Below are 17,270 nucleotides of genomic sequence, written 5' to 3' on the forward strand. Positions count from 1 at the left end.
CTCGCGACCTGTGCCACCCGGCCTCCCATCCGTTGATCAGCGCCCACCGCGTACGATCGAGGGGTGAGCGATGCGACCATCAGCCTCCCCATGCCCCGGATCCCCGTCAAGCGGGACGCCGGCGAGCGCGGGCGGCTTCAGGATATCCCGGTCCAGGGACACAAGCGTGTGCTGCTGGCGGCCCCGCGCGGCTACTGCGCCGGCGTCGACCGTGCCGTGATCGCTGTCGAGAAGGCGCTGGAGCACTACGGCGCGCCGGTCTACGTGCGCAAGCAGATCGTCCACAACGTGCACGTGGTGTCCGAGCTGGAGCAGCAGGGCGCGATCTTCGTGGACGAGGTCGACGAAGTGCCGACGGGCGCGCACGTCGTCTTCTCTGCCCACGGCGTCTCGCCCGCGGTCGTGAACGCCGCGGCCGACCGCGGCCTCCTCGCCATCGACGCCACCTGCCCGCTGGTCACCAAGGTGCACCGCGAGGCCGTGCGCTTCGCCCGCGACGACTTCGAGATCCTGCTGATCGGCCACGAAGGGCACGAGGAGGTCGAGGGCACAGCCGGCGAGGCTCCCGAGCACGTGACACTCGTGAACGGCCCGGACGATGTCGACCGCATCCAGGTGAAGGACCCGGACAAGGTGGTGTGGCTGTCGCAGACCACGCTGTCCGTGGACGAGACGATGGAGACCGTGCGCCGGCTCCGCGAGCGCTTCCCGAACCTCCAGGACCCGCCCAGCGACGACATCTGCTACGCGACGCAGAACCGTCAGGTCGCGATCAAGAAGGTGGCGGAGGACGCCGACCTCGTGATCGTGGTCGGCTCGGCCAACTCGTCCAACTCGGTGCGCCTCGTGGAGGTCGCGCTGGAGTACGGCGCGACCGCCGCCTACCGGGTGGACTACGCCAGCGAGATCCGCCAGGAGTGGCTCGACGGCGTTGCGACGGTCGGTGTGACCAGCGGCGCGTCGGTGCCGGAGGTGCTGGTGCAGGAGGTGCTCGCGGAGCTCTCCGGCGCAGGCTACGCCGAGGTGCAGGAGGTCAAGACGGCGGAGGAGGACCTGATGTTCTCGCTGCCGAAGGAGCTCCGCAAGGACATCAGCGGCAAGCAGGACGCTCGGGCGCTGGGCGGGCGGTCGGGGAGCTGACGCTCACCCGATCCGTTCGCTAGAACGCGCGCGACGACGCGGGGTCGGAGGCGGCCGAGCCGCCGAAGGCCGGACGGTAGACGGGCGTCTCCGGGAGTTCCACCACGTCCGCGACGACCACGGAGACGTTGTCGCGCGCCTGGTGCATCAGCGCGAGGGCGATCAGCGCGTCCGCGGCCTCCTGAGGCGTAGCCGCCGCCGCGAGGGTCTCGGCGACGTCGAGGATCGGCACGTAGTCGGTCAGCCCGTCGCTCGTCAGCAGCCAGCGGTCGCCGCGGCGCGCCGGCTCGGACATGACGTGCAGCGCGGCCGCGTCCCCGCGTCGCCGCCGAGCACATGGGTGACCACCGACCGCAGCGGGTGCGAGGCGATGTCGCCTTCGCGGATCGCACCGGTGGCGAGCAGCTCGCGCACGAGGGAATCGTCCTCGGTGATCTGGGCGAGGCCGCCGTCCCGCAGGCGATAGGCGCGGGAGTCGCCGGTGTGCGCGACGGTGATGCGCTCGCCGTCGGAGAAGACCCCCACCAGCGTCGTCGCCATCCCGGACAGCGCCGGGTCCATGCGGACGCGGAGGGCCAGGTCGGAGTTCGCGATCGCGACCAGCTCGCGGAGCCGCTCCTCGCCGGGGATGCGGCCCTCCGTCGCGTCCAGCATCGACGCGAGCCGGATCGCGACGGTCGCCGACGCGATCTCGCCGGCGGCATGACCTCCCACGCCGTCGGCGACGAACGCCGACCAGGCCGACGCGTAGAGGGAGTCCTCGTTGCCCTCGCGGTAGTCGCCGCTGACCGAGCCGCTCCCGGTCTCGAAGCCGAGCGGCGCGGGCGGGGCCGGCGGTTCGCCGGACAGGATGTCGTCGGCGTTGTCGGCGATCCAGCCCATCAGCGGCAGCAGGTGGCCGGTGACCTCCCGGCCGCGGGTGGTGAGGCTGTAGTCGACGCGCGGCGGGACCGTGGGCTGGGCGGTGCGAAGGACGAAGCCGTCCTTCTCGAGCGTGCGCAGGGTCTGGGCGAGCATCTTCTCGCTGATGCCCTGCACTGTGCGGCGCAGTTCGCCCCAACGCAGATCGCTGCGGGCGAGCGCGACCAGCACGAGCACGCCCCAGGTGCTGGTGACGTGGTTGAGCACGATGCGCGACGGGCACTCCGAGGGGAGCACGCCGTCGGTGAAACCGAGGCCCTCGAACGACTCGAATCTGGTGTCCACGTCAGTAACTTACCGAAAAGTGGGTACCTCCGACAGGGAAGTTTCCGGGCGGGACGTCTGTTGCGGACCACGACCGACCGAAAGGAAACACACCCATGACCATCGTCGTCACCGGAGCCACCGGACACCTCGGACGCCTCACCGTAGCCGCCCTCCTCGACCGCGGGGTGCCCGCCGCGGACATCCGCGCCCTCGGGCGCAGCGCCGAGCGCCTCGCCCCGGTGGCCGCCCTGGGCGCGCAGACCGCAGTGATCGACTTCGAGAAGCCGGAGACCCTGGACGCGGCGTTCGCCGGAGCCGACGCCCTCCTGCTCGTCTCGGGCTCGGAGGTCGGCCAGCGCATCCCGCAGCACCGCAACGCCATCGACGCCGCCGTGCGCGCGGGCGTCGGCCGCCTGGTGTACACGAGCGCCCCTCATGCCGACGCCACCGACCTGGTGCTCGCGCCGGAGCACGCGGAGACCGAACGGCTGCTCGCGGCATCCGGCCTCCCGGTGACGGTGCTGCGCAACAACTGGTACACCGAGAACTACGCGGGGCAGGTCGACATCGCGGCCGCGACGGGAGAGCTGGTCGGCAGTGCAGCGCCCGGCCGCGTCGCCAGCGCCTCGCGCAAGGACTACGCGGAGGCCGCGGCTGTCGTGCTCACGACCGACGGCCACGACGGTGCGGTCTACGAGCTCGCGGGGGATGTCGCGTGGACGTTCGACGACCTCGCGGCAGCCATCGGCGAGCTGCTCGGCCGCCCGGTCGCGTACCGCTCGGTGACGCCGGAGGAGCACGGCGCGGCGCTGCGCGAGGCGGGCCTGGACGAGGGGACCGCGGGCTTCGTGGTCGCGCTCGACGGCAACATCCGCGACGGCGCGCTCGCGGACGCGCCCGGGACGCTCAGCGAACTGATCGGCCGGCCGACGACGCCGCTCGCCGCAGGCCTCGCGGAGTCGCTCGCAGCCTAAGCGGAGGTCGACGCCCCGGGAGTGGCGGCCGGGCTCGTCGGATGCGGCGAGCTCGGCGCCGGGGTGCTCGGGCCCGGGGTGCTCGGGCCCGGCGTCGCGGGCGCGATCCCGTTGTAGTAGTCGAGCAGCACCGGGTCCGTCGAGAAGATCAGGCCCAGGACGACGAAGAGCGTGATGAACGCCACGATCCCGGCGATCAGCGGGACATAGAACGCCAGCCGCTTCTGCACGAGCAGCCACACCGAGAGCCCGAGCGAGACCGCCCAGATGCCGGCCATCGCGATCGTGCCCGCGGTGATCAGCGGGGCGACGGACGGATCTTGGGTGTACTTGCCGAGGTTGAGCGAGGAGTGCATGAGCTGCAGCATCGCGGGCAGACCCTGCAGGGTGCCGATCGTGTACGACATCCCGAAGAAGCCGACGACGAGCAGCACGATCGTCGTCGTGACGTTCCAGCGCGGCGCGTCGGCGCGGAGCTGGGGTCTGGACGGGTACGGGCGGCCGTAGCCGTCGCGTCCCTGCGGGGCGCCGTACTGGCCGCCCTCGTGCGGGCCGCCCTCGCGCTGGCCGCCCCAATACCCGGGCTGCTGCGGCGCGGCGGGAGGCTCCTCGACCTCCGACGCCGCCGGGCTGTGGTGCGTGGTGTCCAGCCGGTCGGCGTCCTGCGGGGGCTTCCACACCCAGCCGGGAGGGGCGAGCTCGCCGTATTTCGGGCGCGGACGTTCGTCCGGCGCCTTCTCCGGGTCGTGCTCGCTCATCCCCCCAGCCTACGTGTGGTGCCTACTTGCCGGAGTGACCGGCGCTGCCGAGCTGCTGCGTGGCCTCCACGACGCGGGCGGCCATCGCGGTCTCGGCGACCTTGCCCCAGGCGCGCGGGTCGTAGGCCTTCTTGTTGCCCACCTCGCCGTCGACCTTGAGCACGCCGTCGTAGTTCTCGAACATGTAGCCGGCGATCGAGCGGGTGAACGCGTACTGGGTGTCGGTGTCGATGTTCATCTTCACGACGCCGTTGCGGACCGCCTCGGCGATCTCCTCATCGGTCGAGCCGGAGCCGCCGTGGAAGACGAGGTCGAGCGGCTTCGGGCCGTGGCCGTACTTGGCGGCCAGGCCGTCCTGGATCTCCTTGAGGAGCTCCGGGCGCAGCTTGACGTTGCCCGGCTTGTAGACGCCGTGCACGTTGCCGAAGGTGAGTGCGGCCATGTAGCGGCCGTTCTCGCCGAAGCCCAGGGCCTCGACGGCCTTCTCGGCGTCGGCGAGGGTCGTGTAGAGGGCCTCGTTGGAGCCCTCGTGGCGCACGCCGTCCTCCTCGCCGCCGACGACGCCGATCTCGACCTCGAGGATGGCGTTGATGGCCTTGGTGCGCTTGATCATCTCCTGCGCGATCTCGAGGTTCTCGTTCAGGGGGACCGCCGAGCCGTCCCACATGTGGGACTGGAAGATCGGGTTGCGCCCCGCGCGGACCTCCTCCTCGGACGCGGCGATGAGCGGCAGCACGAAGTCGTCGAGGGCGCCCTTCGGGCAGTGATCGGTGTGCAGCGCGACGGTGATCGGGTAGTTCTTGGCGACCTCGGTGGCGAACTTGGCGAACGCGAGGGCGCCCGTGGCGCGGGCCTTGACGGTCTGGCCGGCGAAGTAGTCGGCGCCACCGGTGGTGACCTGGATGATGCCGTCGCTGCCCGCTTCGGTGAGGCCCTGGAGCACGGAGTTGATCGTCTGCGAGGACGACACGTTGAACGCGGGATATGCGAAGCCGCCCGCCTTCGCCTTGTCGAGCATCTCTGCGTACTGGTCCGGCGTGGCGATGGGCATTGCGGCTCCTTGGGAATCGGGGTGTCGAACGGGACTCATCATACCGACGCGGGTCCGGTGCCTCCGGCGACCTCCCCTCGATGTGGGCGACCTCCCCTCGATACACTGGCTTCGCCGTCGTCCGGCGGCTCGATTCGATTCGTCCGGGAGGACCCATCATGACCAGCACCGATACCGCGTCCCTCTTCCTTCACCCCGACCGGAACCTGGCGATGGAGCTGGTGCGGGCGACCGAGGCGGCGGCGATCCGGGCCACGCCGTGGATCGGCCGCGGCGACAAGAACGCGGCGGACGGCGCGGCCGTCGACGCGATGCGCAAGTTCCTCGGGACGGTCAACTTCGACGGGCTCATCGTGATCGGCGAGGGCGAGAAGGACAACGCCCCGATGCTGTTCAACGGCGAGCACGTCGGCAACGGACGCGGGCCTGCCTGCGACATCGCGGTCGACCCGATCGACGGCACCTCGCTGACCGCCGCCGGCCGCCAGAACGCGCTGTCCGTGATCGCAGTGTCCGACCGTGGCACGATGCTGGACGCCTCGAGCGTGTTCTACATGGACAAGATCGTCACCGGACCGGAGGGCCGCGGGGTCGTGGACCTGTCGCAGCCGATCGGGGACAACATCCGCGAGCTGGCGAAGGCCAAGGGCAAGCCGGTGGGCGAGATCCGCGTGGCCGTGCTCGACCGGCCGCGGCACGAGGGCCTCATCGAGGAGATCCGCGCCGCGGGCGCCGGGACCCGGCTCATGCTCGACGGCGATGTGGCCGGCGGCATCAACGCGGCCCGCTACGAGTCGCGCATCGACCTGTGCGTCGGCATCGGCGGCAGCCCGGAGGGCATCACGACCGCGTGCGCGATCAAGGCGATCGGCGGCTTCATGCAGGGCCGGCTGGCGCCGAAGGACGACGCCGAGCGCGCGGGCGGGATCGCGGCGGGCCTGGACATGGACCGGATCTACGGCGCCGACGACCTGGTGAAGGGCGACAACACCTTCTTCGTTGCGACCGGCGTCACCGACGGCGGCCTGGTGGAGGGCGTGCGCCGCAAGGGCCCGATCATCCGCACGGAGTCGATCGTGCTGCGCTCGAAGTCGGGAACCATCCGCCGCGTGGTCGCCGACCACCTCGCGGAGAAGTGGCTGTCGGCCGACGAGCTCTAACCGCGCGCCCCATCGGCGACATTCGTGCCGAATCGTGGCCTGCTCGCGTCACGACATTCGTGCCGAATGTAGCGTTTGCGCGCCGCATTCGTGACATTCGTGCGGAATCGTGGCTTGGCCGCGTGAGGAAATTCGTGCCGAATGTGGTGTTTGCGCGCCGTATTCGCGACATTCGTGCCGAATGTGCTAATGCGCGTTGGCGACGTTGGTGCCGCGTCGTGACGTGGTCGCGCGGCGTGCGGGGGCGGCGTCAGGCGGCGCCGGAGTCCGTGTCGCGGTCGGCGGCGCGGGCCTGCTCCTCGATGGCGAGCTTGTCGATGCCGTGCATGTCGCGGACCTCCTCGGCGGCCGGCACCTCGACTCGGAGGCGGGCCTCGGCCTGGGCGTCCAGCTCGTCGACCAGCTCGAACGCCGTGAGCTCGCGCGGCGCCTCCTCGATGCCCTCCAGGACGCCGATCACCTTGGACTCGTCCAGCGCGCCGAGCTTCCGCGCGGCCGGGAACACCTGGCGCTCGAAGGAGCCGACGAAGCCGTTGTAGTCCTTGACCGTGCGCTCGATCGACCGGCCGAGCTTCTCGATGTGGCCGGCGGTGGTGCCGAGTCGGCTGTAGAGGGTGCGGCTGAGGTCGAAGAGCTGTTTGGCCTCCTGGGTCAGCACGTCCTGCTGCCAGCTGAACGCGACCGTCTTCAGGACCGACCACAGCGTCACGGGCGACGCCAGCGCCACGCGCTTGCCGAAGGCGAACTCCATGATCGACGGGTCGGCCTCCATCGCCGACGACACCAGCGACTCGCTCGGGATGAACGCGATGACGAGTTCGGGGGAGGACTCCAGCCCCGTCCAGTAGGCCTTGCTGCCCAGCGTGGTGATGTGGTCGCGGACGGCCTTCACGTGCTGCTTGAGGAGAGCTTCGCGCTGCGCGCCCTCGGCACCGGTCGCGGTCGCGGGGATCTGGCTGGCCTCGAGGTAGGCGTTGAACGGCACCTTGGCGTCGAGGGCGATGTTCTTGCCGCCGGGGAGACGGATGATCATGTCGGGTCGGCCGGCGCCCGACTCCGAATGGATGCTGGACTGCACGTCGAAGTCCACCCGTTCGATGAGCCCCGCGGCCTCCACGACGCTGCGCAGCTGGGTCTCGCCCCAGACGCCGCGCGTGCTGTTGGAGCGGAGCGCGGACGCCAGCGACTCGGCGGTGCTCCGCAGCCGCTCCTCCGACTCGGCCGCCGACCGGAGTTGCTGGGCGAGCTGGCCGTGCTGCTGATTGCGCTGGGTCTCGAGCTCGATCACTTTGCGCTGCATGTCGCTGAGGCTCTCGCGCACCGGCGCCAGCGCCTGCAGCACCTTGCTCTCGGCGCGCTCGCGCTCGGTCTGCGCGAGGGCTTCGGCACGGTGCCGCTCCTCGGTCTCGCGCAGCTTCTCGTGCATCCCGCGCAGTTGCTCCTGCAGCGCGTCGACGCGGGTGTCGGCGGCGGCGAGCTCCGCGCGGAGCCCGGCCTGGGCGGCCGCCTCCTCCGCGCGCACCTCGAGGAGCTCCTTCTCGTGGCGGGCGGCGACGATCGCCGGGTCCTCCACCGTGGGCGCCGCGGCTTCGCGGCTCCGGAGCAGCCGTGCGACGGCGTATCCGGCTCCCGCCGCGCCGACGAGGAGACCGAGCAGGAGGCCGAGGAGCAGTGCGGGGAAGTCCATGCGCTCAGTGTCGCAGGGGCCGCCGACAACCGCCGCGAACGACGGAGGGCGGGGCGGGAAATCGCTCCCGACCCGCCCTCGGCGTGCCGCCGTGTGGTGGCTCAGCGGGTGAACCGCTCGCGCAGCTCGGCCTCCAGCGTCTCCAGGCTGCGTCCGCGGGTTTCGGGCAGGCAGCGTGCCACGAACACGACAGCGCCGACGCCCACGACCGCGAAGAGGAAGAAGGTGGGCGAGATCCCGAACCCGTCCACGAGCTGGGGGAAGAGGAACCCGACCAGGAAGTTCGTCAGCCACAGGATGAGCGCGGCGAGACCGAACGCGGCGCCGCGGATGCGTGCAGGGAAGATCTCCGCGAGCATCAGCCAGGTCACCGGGGACACGGCGCCCTGCTGGAAGGCGAGGAAGGTCACCGTCAGCGACAGCACCACGAACGGCAGAGCGGGTGTGTCGGCGAGCAGCGCGGAGGCGCCGCCGACCAGCAGCAGGGAGGTCGTCGTCCCGATCAGGCCGATGATCAGGAGGGGTCGCCGGCCCACCTTGCCGAGCAGGGCGATGCCGACGAACGTGGCGAGCACCGAGATGACGCCGTTGGCGATCTGGCCGACGAGCGCGCCCTGCTGGTCGAAGCCGGACTTCTGGAGGATCTGGACGCCGTAGTACATGATCGAGTTCACCCCGGTGAGCTGCTGCACCATCGCGATTCCGAGGCCGATCACGAAGACCCGGCGGATCCACGGCACGCCGAGCTCCTTCAGCAGCGGCGTGCGGACGGCGCGCTCCTCGTGGCGGCGGATGTCCTCGGCCTCCCGCTCGGCCTGCTGCTCCGTGCGGATGCGGCGCAGGACGGCGAGTCCCTCCGCGAAGCGGCCGTGCAGGATGAGCCAGCGCGGGCTCTCCGGCACGACGAGCATCCCGAAGAACAGCACCACGGCCGGCAGCGACGCGACGACGAGCATCCAGCGCCACACGGCAGCCTGCTCGGGGACGACGGAGGCGAGCACCGCGTTCACGACGAACGCGGCGAGCTGGCCGGAGACGATCATCAGCTCGTTCTGCGTGACGATGCGACCGCGGCGGGCGGCGGGGAGAGCTCTGCCAGGTACATCGGCACCACGACCGACGCGCCGCCGACTGCGAGGCCGAGCACGAAGCGGGCGGCGATCATGACGCCGATCGTCGGGGCGAACGCGCACGCGACCGCCGCGATGAAGAACACGACCGCGAGCGCGCCGATGAGGCCGCGACGTCCGCGCCGGTCGGCGATCCGGCCGCCGAGGAAGGACCCGAGCGCCGCGCCGAAGAGGAGCGACGACACGATCGTGCCCTCCTCGAGCGGGGTGAGCGGACGCTGGTCGAACTGCATGAACGGCAGGGCGCCGCTGATGACACCGGTGTCGTAGCCGAAAAGGAGGCCGCCGAAGGTTGCGAGCACGGCGATCCGCCGCAGGAAGCGGCGCGCGCGGGGGTCGTCGGGGTGGGGAGGGGTCGAGCCTGCGGAGGCGGTGGTGCCGGCGGCCGTCTCGGCGGCCTCCGGGTGAGGGGATGCGGTCATGATCGCTCCTTCGCGTCTTGTTGCTATGTCTGGACATTAGAACGTGACGCGTGAAGTTGCAATGCTTTCATTACTGAGGTGTTTATGCCTGATTACTTTGTGCGGACGCGCGCGAGCCGAGGGACGCGCGGGCGCGCGGGAGTGCGGAGCGCAGCGGCGGAGCGCAGAGACGGAGCGCCGGGGCGCAGAACGGCGTGGGGCGGGCGCTAGGCCGCGACGGCCATGCCGATGCGGCCCACGCGGGTGCCGGTGAGAGCCGCGAGGTCGTCGATCGTCGCGGCGTCGTGGCGGCGCGCGGCGTGCACGACGATCGCCGCGCAGGCCTCCGCGTCGGCGAGGGCGTCGTGGTGGTTGAAATCCTCGAACCCGGCCGCCATCGCCGCGACCGGGAGGCGGTACGACTCCAGGTGGTAGGTGCGGCGGGCGACCTGGAGGCTGCACAGGTAGCGGTACTCGGGGCAGGCGACGAGGGTGGCGGCGCACGCGGCGCGGATGACGCCCATGTCGAAGCCGGCGTTGTGGGCGACCAGGTGGTCGTCCTCCGCGAACTCCACCAGGTCGGCGAGCTGGTCGACCCAGCCTGCGGCGTCGGCGACGTCCTCCGGCCGGATGCCGTGGATGCGGACGTTCCACTCCTGGAAGACGTCGTGCCCGAGCGGCGGCCGGATGAACCAGCTCGCGCGGTCGACCACGCGGCCGTCGCGCACCTTCACGAGCCCGACCGAGCAGGCGGATGCCGCCGAGGAGTTCGCGGTCTCGAAGTCGATGGCGGTGAAGTCCAGTGGCACGCCCGAATGCTCGCACGCCCCACCGACGTCGCCCGCCGCGCACCGCCGAGTACGCGCGAAATCGACCGAAAACCGCCGAGTACGTCGATTGTCTGCGTACTCGGCGGTTTCGGGTGCGGGGTAGGGTCGCCGGTATGCGGGAGCGACGGGAGCGGGAGGCGCACGCGCGCGCGTTCGACCGGGCGGCGGAGCTGTACGACGCGGCGCGGCCGGAGTATCCGGCGGACGCGGTCGCCTGGCTCACGGAGGGCGTCACCGGCCCGGTCGTCGACCTCGGCGCCGGCACCGGCAAGCTGACGCAGGCCCTGGTCGGGAGCGGTTTCGACGTGATCGCGGTCGACCCGTCGCCGCAGATGCTCGGCGTGCTGACCTCGCGTGTCCCGGAGGCGGACGCCCGGATCGGGACGGGCGAGAGCGTCCCCGTCCCCGACTCCAGCGCCGGTCTGGTGGTCGCCGCGCAAGCCTGGCACTGGGTGGACCGCGAGCAGGCCGTCCCGGAGGTCGCGCGCGTGCTGCGACCGGGCGGCCGAATCGGGCTGGTCTGGAACGACCGGGACGAGAGCGTCGACTGGGTGCGCGAGCTGGGCGAGCTGATGGGCACGGGGGAGGCGACCTTCGGCGAGGAGGAGGAACCGGCGGTGGGAGCGCCGTTCGGCGAACTGGAGCGGCACGACGTCCACTGGGTGCAGGCGCTCACGCTCGACGGCCTCCTGGATCTGGCGCGCTCGCGCAGCTACTTCATCACGAAGGACCCCGCTGCGCAGGCCGCGGTCATCGGGTCGCTGCGCCGGCTCCACAACGAGCATCCGGACCTGGCGGGGGCGGAGCGGATCGGGCTGCCGTACGTCACCCGGTGCTACCGGGCGACGCTGGGCTGACACCGGGCGGCTGAGCCGTGCCGCTGTCGCCCGTAGAATGGACGACCGTGGCTCTCACTATCGGTATCGTCGGACTCCCGAACGTCGGCAAGTCGACCCTCTTCAACGCGCTGACCAAGAACGACGCCCTCGCGGCGAACTACCCGTTCGCGACCATCGAGCCGAACGTCGGCGTCGTGAACCTCCCGGACCCGCGCCTCGACAAGCTGGCCGAGCTGTTCGGCAGCGAGCGCATCCTCCCCGCCCCGGTCTCGTTCCTCGACATCGCCGGAATCGTGAAGGGCGCGAGTGAGGGCGAGGGCCTCGGCAACAAGTTCCTCGCGAACATCCGCGAGGCCGACGCCATCGCGCAGGTCGTCCGCGGCTTCTCCGACCCCGACGTGGTGCACGTCGCCGGCAAGGTCGACGCGGCAGGCGACATGGAGACCATCAACACCGAGCTCATCCTCGCCGACCTGCAGACCCTCGAGAAGGCGGAGCAGCGCTACGAGAAGGAGGTCAAGGGCCGCAAGCTGGAGCCGGTCGTCCTGGAGACGGCCCGCGAGGCCATCGCGTTCCTGAACGACGGCAAGCCGCTGTCGGCCTCCACGATCGACCTGGAGCCCATCCGCGAGCTCGGCCTGCTCACCGCGAAGCCGTTCATCTACGTGTTCAACGTGGACGAGGACGTGCTGACGGATGACGGCCGCCGCGCCGAGTTGGCGGCGCTGGTCGCCCCCGCGCAGGCGGTCTTCCTGGACGCCAAGCTGGAGTCGGAGCTGATCGACCTCGACGCCGCCGACGCCGCAGAGCTGCTGGCGTCCACCGGCCAGACGGAGAGCGGCCTCGACCAGCTCGCCCGCATCGGCTTCGACACCCTCGGCCTGCAGACCTACCTGACGGCCGGCCCGAAAGAATCCCGCGCCTGGACCATCCACAAGGGCTGGAAGGCCCCCAGGCGGCCGGCGTCATCCACACCGACTTCGAGAAGGGCTTCATCAAGGCCGAAGTCATCTCCTTCGACGACCTCGTCGACGCCGGCAGCGTCGCGGAGGCGCGGGCGCGCGGGAAGGCGCGCATGGAGGGGAAAGAGTATGTGATGCAGGACGGGGATGTGGTGGAGTTCCGTTTCAACGTGTAGCTGACCAAGGTTTCTCCTGTCCACGCAGCACAGTGTGGCTGGCGAATCCTGGCTGCGTCGGATGGACTAGAGCCAATCGACCCCCTCCCAAGCCTCTCGAAGGAGCTCAAATGGGAGGGGCCTTCTTCTTTTCGAGGTGTGCGAGAAGCCGAGCCTGTCCTGGGGATGAGCAAGTAGCCCTGGTGGTCGGCCGGGGCCTCGTGGTCGATGATCACCTGGCCTGCGCGCGGTTCTTGGCTGCGACGAACCACTACCGCTTCTCGGGCTATGCGAGGTACTTCCAGAATGCCCCGCACCTGGGCGATGATGACTTCCGAGCGGGTACCACGTTCGATCAGATCCGTGCCGTGTACGACGCAGATGAGGCGCTGCGCAACGCGCTCGTCCGGCCGCTGGCTCAAGTTGAGCTGATGCTTCGTTCACACACGTAGCCCGTGTCATGGCAGATCAGCACGGCGCATCGACCTGCTGTAACGATATGGAAGGTCAGGGCATCAATCGGATAATCGCGCGCCCTGGCCCCTGAAAAGTCGACGGCGGGCCTCAGTTCATGGTCGCGCTACCGTTGGGTTCCCGGCCCGCTGAATGCTGTGTCGGCAGGCCCGGTGTCGGTCCGATCCGCTCGGGCGCTGAGGTGGGCCGCGATGCCGGTGGAGATGAAGTCGGCGTACTGATCGAGAGTCCAGCCGTTCCGGATCACGATGAGGTCGTAGAGCTGGGGGGAACTATAGGTAAGCAGGATGTCCGCGACGCGCCTCACGGGAAGGCCGGGGGGAAGGTGCCCGGCGTCGGCGAGGCGCAGGGCGTTCTCCGTCATCCGCGCCCGCCGATCCTCCTCCAGCTCGCGAGCCAGGTCTGCCAGTTCGGGGTCGTGTCCGGCGGCCGCATCCAGGAGGAGCAGGATGGGGGCGACCCGGGGGCCGACCTCGGCCGAGAGCCGGCCCCAACCATGCAGTAGGCCTGGGAGGTCAGCAGCGCTGAGCGCGTCCGAGCGGGTTTCGGCCGCGATCGGTCCGATGCCCCGTAGCGCCTCCTCGACGACAGCGCGGACGAGGGCCGGCTTGCCCGCGAACCGCTTGTAGACCGACTCCACCGAGACCTCGCATGCCCGGGCGACCTTCGGGATCGTCAGTGCGGCGTATCCGTCGGCAACGAGCATCGCGCGAGCGGTCTCGATCAGCGACTCCCGCATTTTCTCGGCCCGAGCGCGCCGGGCGGTCCCGTCATACTGCCGCTTGACTCCCGCCATCGCACGCTCCATACTCGAACTAATAGATACAGAGTAGTGTAATGAAATAGGGGGCACCATGTCCGCCGACACACATCCGTTTCTCGCCCGACTGCAGCGGGCCACGAACGACCACGACCTCGATGCGCTCGTGGACTGCTTCGCCGCCGAATACCAGAACGAGACGCCAGCACACCCAGGCCGTTCGTTCGAAGGAACCGAGCAGGTCCGGAGCAACTGGCAGCAGATCTTCGAATTCGTTCCCGATGTCCGGTCCGTGGTTCTAGGCCATACGGTCGCGGGCTCGGACGTGTGGTCGGAATGGGAGATGAGCGGTACGCGAGTCGATGGCACCCCGCATCTCATGCGCGGGGTCATCATCTTCGGGCTGCAGGGCGAGCGCGCCGCCTCAGCCCGTTTCTACCTGGAACCCGTGGATCAGACGGGAACGACCGTCGATGACGCGGTTCGAGCACAAGTGCATGCGGACGGCCCGAGATGATCGTCGTCGCGGGAGGCAGTGGCTTGCTGGGACGGCATGTCGTCGCCGAGCTGGTCGGCAAGGGCGTGAAGGTGCGGGTGCTGACGCGCGACACGGCCCGCGCGAGGGCACTCTTCGACGACCGAGTCGAGGTGGTCAGTGGCGACGTGCGAAGACGCGACGGACTCGACGAGGCGGTCGCTGACGCCGAAATGGTGGTCTCCGCAGTGCACGGCTTCCTCGGCGGCCGTGGGGCCGGACCCGCCGAGGTCGACGACCGCGGCAACGCCCATCTCGTGGAGGCGGCGGCAGCAGCTGACGCCGGGGTCGTCCTCGTCTCGGCGTCCGGCGCCTCCCCTGACCATCCCATCGACCTCTTCCGAGCGAAGTTCGCTGCCGAAGAGTACCTCCGCGAGAGCGAAGCGCCGTGGGTGATCGTGCGGCCGCCCGCCTACTTGGAGACCTGGCTTGGGATCCTGTCCACGACGGCCGGCGCCTCCGGCCGCCCGCTGGTGTTCGGCCGTGGTGTTCAGCCGATCCCCTTCGTGTCGGTCCTCGACGTCGCCGCCGTCGTCACTCGCGCCGCCACTGACCCGACCGTCCGGGGGCGCGTGATCGAGGTCGCCGGTGAGCCGATCACGATGAACGACCTGGCGCGTGCGCTGCAAGACGCCCGAGGTTGGCGTGGCCCCGCTCGGCACGTGCCACGGCCCCTCCTGCGCCTGCTCTCCGTGGCTGCGGCTCCCCTGAGCCCTGCATTCGCCCGACAGAATCGGACGGCGCTCGCGATGGACACTGGGGTTCCGCGCCCCGAAGCTCCCGTGGTGGGTCCCATCGATGGGCCGCGCCGGACGCTTGGAGACGTGCTGGCCGGATCCAGCGTGGCCTGACCAACGGCGTTATCTCTCTCTGCAACGTAACGTGGTCGAGTTCCGGTTCAATGTGCAGCTGATTGGGCGCGAGAGGCGAGCGGCGCGGCGAAAGTCACCGCGGGACTGAACGCCGTCGGGCCTTGCTTGGGGCGGGGCGCCGGCGAGTGAATGTGGTCCGGGCTGAACCAGCGGAGAGACCGGCCCCGCGGGATCCCGATGAGCGCCATGCCGCACAGCGTGTCGGAACGGCTTGCGCGGTCATCGGCGACGCGCATGCGCAACGACGACTCCGGGCGCCGACGGCCGCTTCGGGAGTTGCAGCTCTTAGTTTTCGACGGTGACGGGGGTGCCGACGGGTGCCCAATAGAACACCGTTGAGACCACGTCGAGCGCGACGTGGACGCAACAATGGGAGCCCTGGGTCGTGTAGAGCGGGCTGCCGAGGGGGAATGTCTGCCATGACGCGTCGTGGAAGCCGCAGCCTCCGGCGGTGAAGGGCATCCAATACTGGACCGGGTCGTTCCAAGCGCCGTTCACGTCGCCTCCGGAGAGCACCGTGTTCTGAGCCTTGTCCCGGATATGGAAGTTGCCGATCGGAGTCGAGTCGTCCACGTTCGCGATTGCCGATGCGCCGGTAGTGACAGGCCCGTCCGTGTACAGGGCTTGCCCATCACACGCATACAGGTGCTGCGCGCTGATGCTGACGATGATGTGCTTGACTCCGGGCTGATTTCCGGCGCATGCCGGGGAGACCGCCGGGGCAGGTGGCTGCGCTGGGAGGGCGATGGAGACCGCGACCGGGGTCGGGGCGGCAGCCACCGGAGCCGCTGTATGTTTCGGGGTCGGTCTCGGGGTGGGCGCCGCGGCGCTGCACCCAACCAGGACGGCGAGGAGGAGATCGCTCCAGCGATGGTTGCACCTCGTCGCAGGTTGATCGTGAATTTCATGTGGTTGTCCTCGCCAGAGCTCATGCGTACCCTCAAGAATCTAACCCGTCGGTGCGCGACGTCAAGTGATTGAGAAGTTCTCCGGCCCTGCGCGGCGCGCAGAACGACCCTCCTCGCCCGGTTCACGGAGCGTCTCTCTTGTGCTTTTCGCCAACGTTACGTGGTGGTTCCGGTTCAACCTGTAGGTATCCCCGGCGTTCACCAGCCCTGTGACCCGGGCGACCCCTTGAAGGGCCCGACGACCGCACTCGTGATCCAGCCGCCGTAGAAGCCTCCGGGCTGCGGCGTGACGACCTCGCCGTCGACCGTGCACTCGTCCATCTGCTGCGCGTAGACGGCGACGCGGTCTCGGAGCGGCTCGAACCCGGGCGACGGATGCGGGTAGTTCCACGCGCAAGCGGATCGCACCTCGCCTCCGCCGCGCACGTCGAGATATCGTGCGGTGCCCTTGAATTCGCAGAACGACGAACCGTCGGCGTCGACCAGCGCGCCGGTCGCGAAGTCCGCGATCGGGAGGTAGTACACCGGCGGATGGCTGGTCTCGAGCACGCGGACGACGTCTCGGGTTTCGACGATGAGCTGCCCGCCCAGACGGATCGTGACAGGCGCGGTGACGCGCTCGATGCGCGGCGGCCTCGGGTAGTCCCACACAGACTCCTGTCCCGTTCCTGGGATCTCGGGGCGCGGTCGGGGCACCTGTTCACTCTATGCCCGCGGTGCTTCACTGGAGTATGGCCGCCTCACCGATGTTCCCGCTCGGATCCGTGCTGTTCCCCTCCGTGGCCATCCCGCTGCGGGTGTTCGAGCCGCGGTATCTCACGATGGTCGGGCGATTGCTCGACGAGGATGAGCCGGGGTTCGAGTTCGGCGTCGTCCTCATCGAGCGCGGACCCGAAGCCGGGGGCGGCGACCAGCGCTCCTCGGTCGGGACCATGGCGCGTCTTGTGAGCGCCGCCGCGGGCACCCAGGACCTGCTCATCGTCGGCGTGGGGACCCGGCGGTTCACGGTCGAGCGCTGGGTCGACGACGACCCGTATCCTCGGGCCGAGCTGGCGATGCTGCCGGATCTGGAGTGGTCCGAGGCGCTCGCACCACTACGGGCCGAGGCCGAAGCGGTTGTCCGACGCGTGATCGCCCGCGTCGCGGAGCCGCAGTCGGATGCCGGCACCGAACTGTCGGACGATCCCGTCGCAGCCGTGTGGCAGCTGGCGGCGATCGCCCCGCTGGGAGAGTACGACAGGTACACCCTGTTGAGGTCGACATCGATGGGGGTCTCCTGCGTCAGACGATCGATCTGACCCTCGAAGCCGAGGAGCTCTGGTCCGCCGAGTACGGCAGCTGACCGCCACTGCCAACTCCCGCAGGAAATCTGAGCAGGAGACGGCTCAGATTTCCTTCCGAACACCGTTCGGAAGGAAATTCTCGCAGCGTCTCCTTTCCCCGGGC

At 69.9% G+C, this 17,270-nt stretch carries 17 protein-coding genes and 3 pseudogenes; 9 read left to right on the top strand and 11 right to left on the bottom strand.

All coding sequences use genetic code 11. The features are described 5' to 3' along the window. Positions 1-90: 90 nt before the first annotated feature. Complete coding sequence (locus ACRAWC_RS19680) at positions 91-1,140, top strand: 4-hydroxy-3-methylbut-2-enyl diphosphate reductase (protein ID WP_431349490.1); 1,050 nt, start codon at positions 91-93, stop codon at positions 1,138-1,140. A gap of 19 nt (positions 1,141-1,159) precedes the next feature. Here ACRAWC_RS19680 and ACRAWC_RS19685 read toward each other — a convergent pair whose 3' ends face one another. The 3 genes and pseudogenes from ACRAWC_RS19685 to ACRAWC_RS19695 all read right to left on the bottom strand — a co-directional run. Beyond that, positions 1,160-1,435, bottom strand: coding sequence for a hypothetical protein (locus ACRAWC_RS19685; RefSeq protein WP_431349239.1), 276 nt, complete (start codon positions 1,433-1,435; stop codon positions 1,160-1,162). Continuing rightward, positions 1,396-1,854: a PP2C family protein-serine/threonine phosphatase gene (locus ACRAWC_RS19690; RefSeq protein WP_431349491.1), complete on the bottom strand. Its 459-nt coding sequence runs from the start codon at positions 1,852-1,854 to the stop codon at positions 1,396-1,398. Before ACRAWC_RS19690 ends, ACRAWC_RS19685 begins: the two co-directional genes overlap by 40 nt. A 120-nt stretch (positions 1,855-1,974) precedes the next feature. Continuing rightward, positions 1,975-2,346: pseudogene (locus tag ACRAWC_RS19695) on the bottom strand (winged helix-turn-helix transcriptional regulator); the annotation flags it as partial. Positions 2,347-2,441: 95 nt separating this feature from the next. Between ACRAWC_RS19695 and ACRAWC_RS19700 the strand changes: the two are divergent. Further along, entirely contained in the window at positions 2,442-3,302 is an 861-nt protein-coding gene (locus ACRAWC_RS19700; RefSeq protein ID WP_431349240.1) for an SDR family oxidoreductase, read from the top strand. Here ACRAWC_RS19700 and ACRAWC_RS19705 read toward each other — a convergent pair. Both ACRAWC_RS19705 and fbaA read right to left on the bottom strand, forming a co-directional pair. Beyond that, complete coding sequence (locus ACRAWC_RS19705; protein ID WP_431349241.1) at positions 3,299-4,060, bottom strand: DUF6264 family protein; 762 nt, start codon at positions 4,058-4,060, stop codon at positions 3,299-3,301. The genes ACRAWC_RS19700 and ACRAWC_RS19705 overlap by 4 nt on opposite strands. A gap of 22 nt (positions 4,061-4,082) precedes the next feature. Next, complete coding sequence (gene fbaA / locus ACRAWC_RS19710) at positions 4,083-5,111, bottom strand: class II fructose-bisphosphate aldolase (RefSeq protein ID WP_431349242.1); 1,029 nt, start codon at positions 5,109-5,111, stop codon at positions 4,083-4,085. A 158-nt stretch (positions 5,112-5,269) separates the two neighbouring features. Between fbaA and glpX the strand changes: the two genes are divergently transcribed. Then, positions 5,270-6,271, top strand: a complete 1,002-nt coding sequence (gene glpX / locus ACRAWC_RS19715; protein ID WP_431349243.1) for a class II fructose-bisphosphatase — start codon at positions 5,270-5,272, stop codon at positions 6,269-6,271. Positions 6,272-6,521: 250 nt separating this feature from the next. On the opposite strand, the gene rmuC is transcribed toward glpX, so the two are convergent. From rmuC to ACRAWC_RS19730, 3 genes and pseudogenes are all read right to left on the bottom strand, one after another. Then, positions 6,522-7,958, bottom strand: coding sequence for a DNA recombination protein RmuC (gene rmuC, locus ACRAWC_RS19720; RefSeq protein ID WP_431349244.1), 1,437 nt, complete (start codon positions 7,956-7,958; stop codon positions 6,522-6,524). Positions 7,959-8,059: 101 nt separating this feature from the next. Then, a pseudogene (locus ACRAWC_RS19725) lies at positions 8,060-9,510 on the bottom strand (sugar porter family MFS transporter). Positions 9,511-9,716: 206 nt separating this feature from the next. Next, on the bottom strand, positions 9,717-10,298 hold the full coding sequence (locus ACRAWC_RS19730; protein ID WP_431349245.1) for an exonuclease domain-containing protein: 582 nt from the start codon (positions 10,296-10,298) through the stop codon (positions 9,717-9,719). Positions 10,299-10,432: 134 nt separating this feature from the next. On the opposite strand from ACRAWC_RS19730, the gene ACRAWC_RS19735 reads away from it, so the two are divergent. The 3 genes and pseudogenes from ACRAWC_RS19735 to ACRAWC_RS19745 all read left to right on the top strand — a co-directional run bounded on the left by ACRAWC_RS19735 (position 10,433) and on the right by ACRAWC_RS19745 (position 12,727). After that, positions 10,433-11,176, top strand: coding sequence for a class I SAM-dependent methyltransferase (locus tag ACRAWC_RS19735; protein ID WP_431349246.1), 744 nt, complete (start codon positions 10,433-10,435; stop codon positions 11,174-11,176). A gap of 47 nt (positions 11,177-11,223) precedes the next feature. Then, a pseudogene (ychF, locus tag ACRAWC_RS19740) lies at positions 11,224-12,296 on the top strand (redox-regulated ATPase YchF). A 182-nt stretch (positions 12,297-12,478) separates the two neighbouring features. Beyond that, positions 12,479-12,727 carry an Abi family protein gene (locus ACRAWC_RS19745; protein WP_431349247.1) on the top strand — a complete coding sequence of 83 codons (249 nt, stop codon included), beginning with the start codon at positions 12,479-12,481 and terminating at the stop codon, positions 12,725-12,727. A gap of 128 nt (positions 12,728-12,855) precedes the next feature. Here the strand turns inward: ACRAWC_RS19745 and ACRAWC_RS19750 are convergent, their stop codons facing one another. Continuing rightward, positions 12,856-13,545 (bottom strand): TetR/AcrR family transcriptional regulator, encoded by a 690-nt coding sequence (locus ACRAWC_RS19750; protein WP_431349248.1) that lies wholly within the window; start codon positions 13,543-13,545, stop codon positions 12,856-12,858. A gap of 58 nt (positions 13,546-13,603) precedes the next feature. On the opposite strand from ACRAWC_RS19750, the gene ACRAWC_RS19755 reads away from it, so the two are divergent. Together ACRAWC_RS19755 and ACRAWC_RS19760 are read left to right on the top strand one after the other, a co-directional pair. Then, entirely contained in the window at positions 13,604-14,026 is a 423-nt protein-coding gene (locus tag ACRAWC_RS19755; RefSeq protein WP_431349249.1) for a nuclear transport factor 2 family protein, read from the top strand. Then, a complete protein-coding gene (locus ACRAWC_RS19760) occupies positions 14,023-14,895 on the top strand; it encodes an SDR family oxidoreductase (protein ID WP_431349250.1) in 873 nt (290 codons plus the stop codon). Before ACRAWC_RS19755 ends, ACRAWC_RS19760 begins: the two co-directional genes overlap by 4 nt. Before the next feature lie 306 nt (positions 14,896-15,201). Here the strand turns inward: ACRAWC_RS19760 and ACRAWC_RS19765 are convergent, their stop codons facing one another. Both ACRAWC_RS19765 and ACRAWC_RS19770 read right to left on the bottom strand, forming a co-directional pair. After that, positions 15,202-15,696, bottom strand: a complete 495-nt coding sequence (locus tag ACRAWC_RS19765; protein WP_431349251.1) for a L,D-transpeptidase — start codon at positions 15,694-15,696, stop codon at positions 15,202-15,204. A 326-nt stretch (positions 15,697-16,022) separates the two neighbouring features. Continuing rightward, positions 16,023-16,520 carry a DUF427 domain-containing protein gene (locus ACRAWC_RS19770; protein ID WP_431349252.1) on the bottom strand — a complete coding sequence of 166 codons (498 nt, stop codon included), beginning with the start codon at positions 16,518-16,520 and terminating at the stop codon, positions 16,023-16,025. A 50-nt stretch (positions 16,521-16,570) separates the two neighbouring features. On the opposite strand from ACRAWC_RS19770, the gene ACRAWC_RS19775 reads away from it, so the two are divergent. Beyond that, the gene (locus tag ACRAWC_RS19775) at positions 16,571-17,122 is read left to right on the top strand and encodes an LON peptidase substrate-binding domain-containing protein (RefSeq protein WP_431349253.1); all 552 of its coding nucleotides are present in this window, start codon (positions 16,571-16,573) and stop codon (positions 17,120-17,122) included. Positions 17,123-17,270 lie beyond the last annotated feature (148 nt).

It is taken from the genome of Leifsonia sp. L25 (genome assembly GCF_050632895.1).

Coding starts and splice junctions, on each gene's coding strand:
- ACRAWC_RS19680 (WP_431349490.1), top strand. CDS start 91: ATGCCCCGGATCCCCGTCAAGCGGGACGCCGGCGAGCGCGGGCGGCTT.
- glpX (WP_431349243.1), top strand. CDS start 5,270: ATGACCAGCACCGATACCGCGTCCCTCTTCCTTCACCCCGACCGGAAC.
- ACRAWC_RS19685 (WP_431349239.1), bottom strand. CDS start 1,435: ATGTCCGAGCCGGCGCGCCGCGGCGACCGCTGGCTGCTGACGAGCGAC.
- ACRAWC_RS19760 (WP_431349250.1), top strand. CDS start 14,023: ATGATCGTCGTCGCGGGAGGCAGTGGCTTGCTGGGACGGCATGTCGTC.
- ACRAWC_RS19700 (WP_431349240.1), top strand. CDS start 2,442: ATGACCATCGTCGTCACCGGAGCCACCGGACACCTCGGACGCCTCACC.
- ACRAWC_RS19755 (WP_431349249.1), top strand. CDS start 13,604: ATGTCCGCCGACACACATCCGTTTCTCGCCCGACTGCAGCGGGCCACG.
- rmuC (WP_431349244.1), bottom strand. CDS start 7,958: ATGGACTTCCCCGCACTGCTCCTCGGCCTCCTGCTCGGTCTCCTCGTC.
- ACRAWC_RS19775 (WP_431349253.1), top strand. CDS start 16,571: ATGTTCCCGCTCGGATCCGTGCTGTTCCCCTCCGTGGCCATCCCGCTG.
- ACRAWC_RS19735 (WP_431349246.1), top strand. CDS start 10,433: ATGCGGGAGCGACGGGAGCGGGAGGCGCACGCGCGCGCGTTCGACCGG.
- fbaA (WP_431349242.1), bottom strand. CDS start 5,111: ATGCCCATCGCCACGCCGGACCAGTACGCAGAGATGCTCGACAAGGCG.
- ACRAWC_RS19705 (WP_431349241.1), bottom strand. CDS start 4,060: ATGAGCGAGCACGACCCGGAGAAGGCGCCGGACGAACGTCCGCGCCCG.
- ACRAWC_RS19750 (WP_431349248.1), bottom strand. CDS start 13,545: ATGGCGGGAGTCAAGCGGCAGTATGACGGGACCGCCCGGCGCGCTCGG.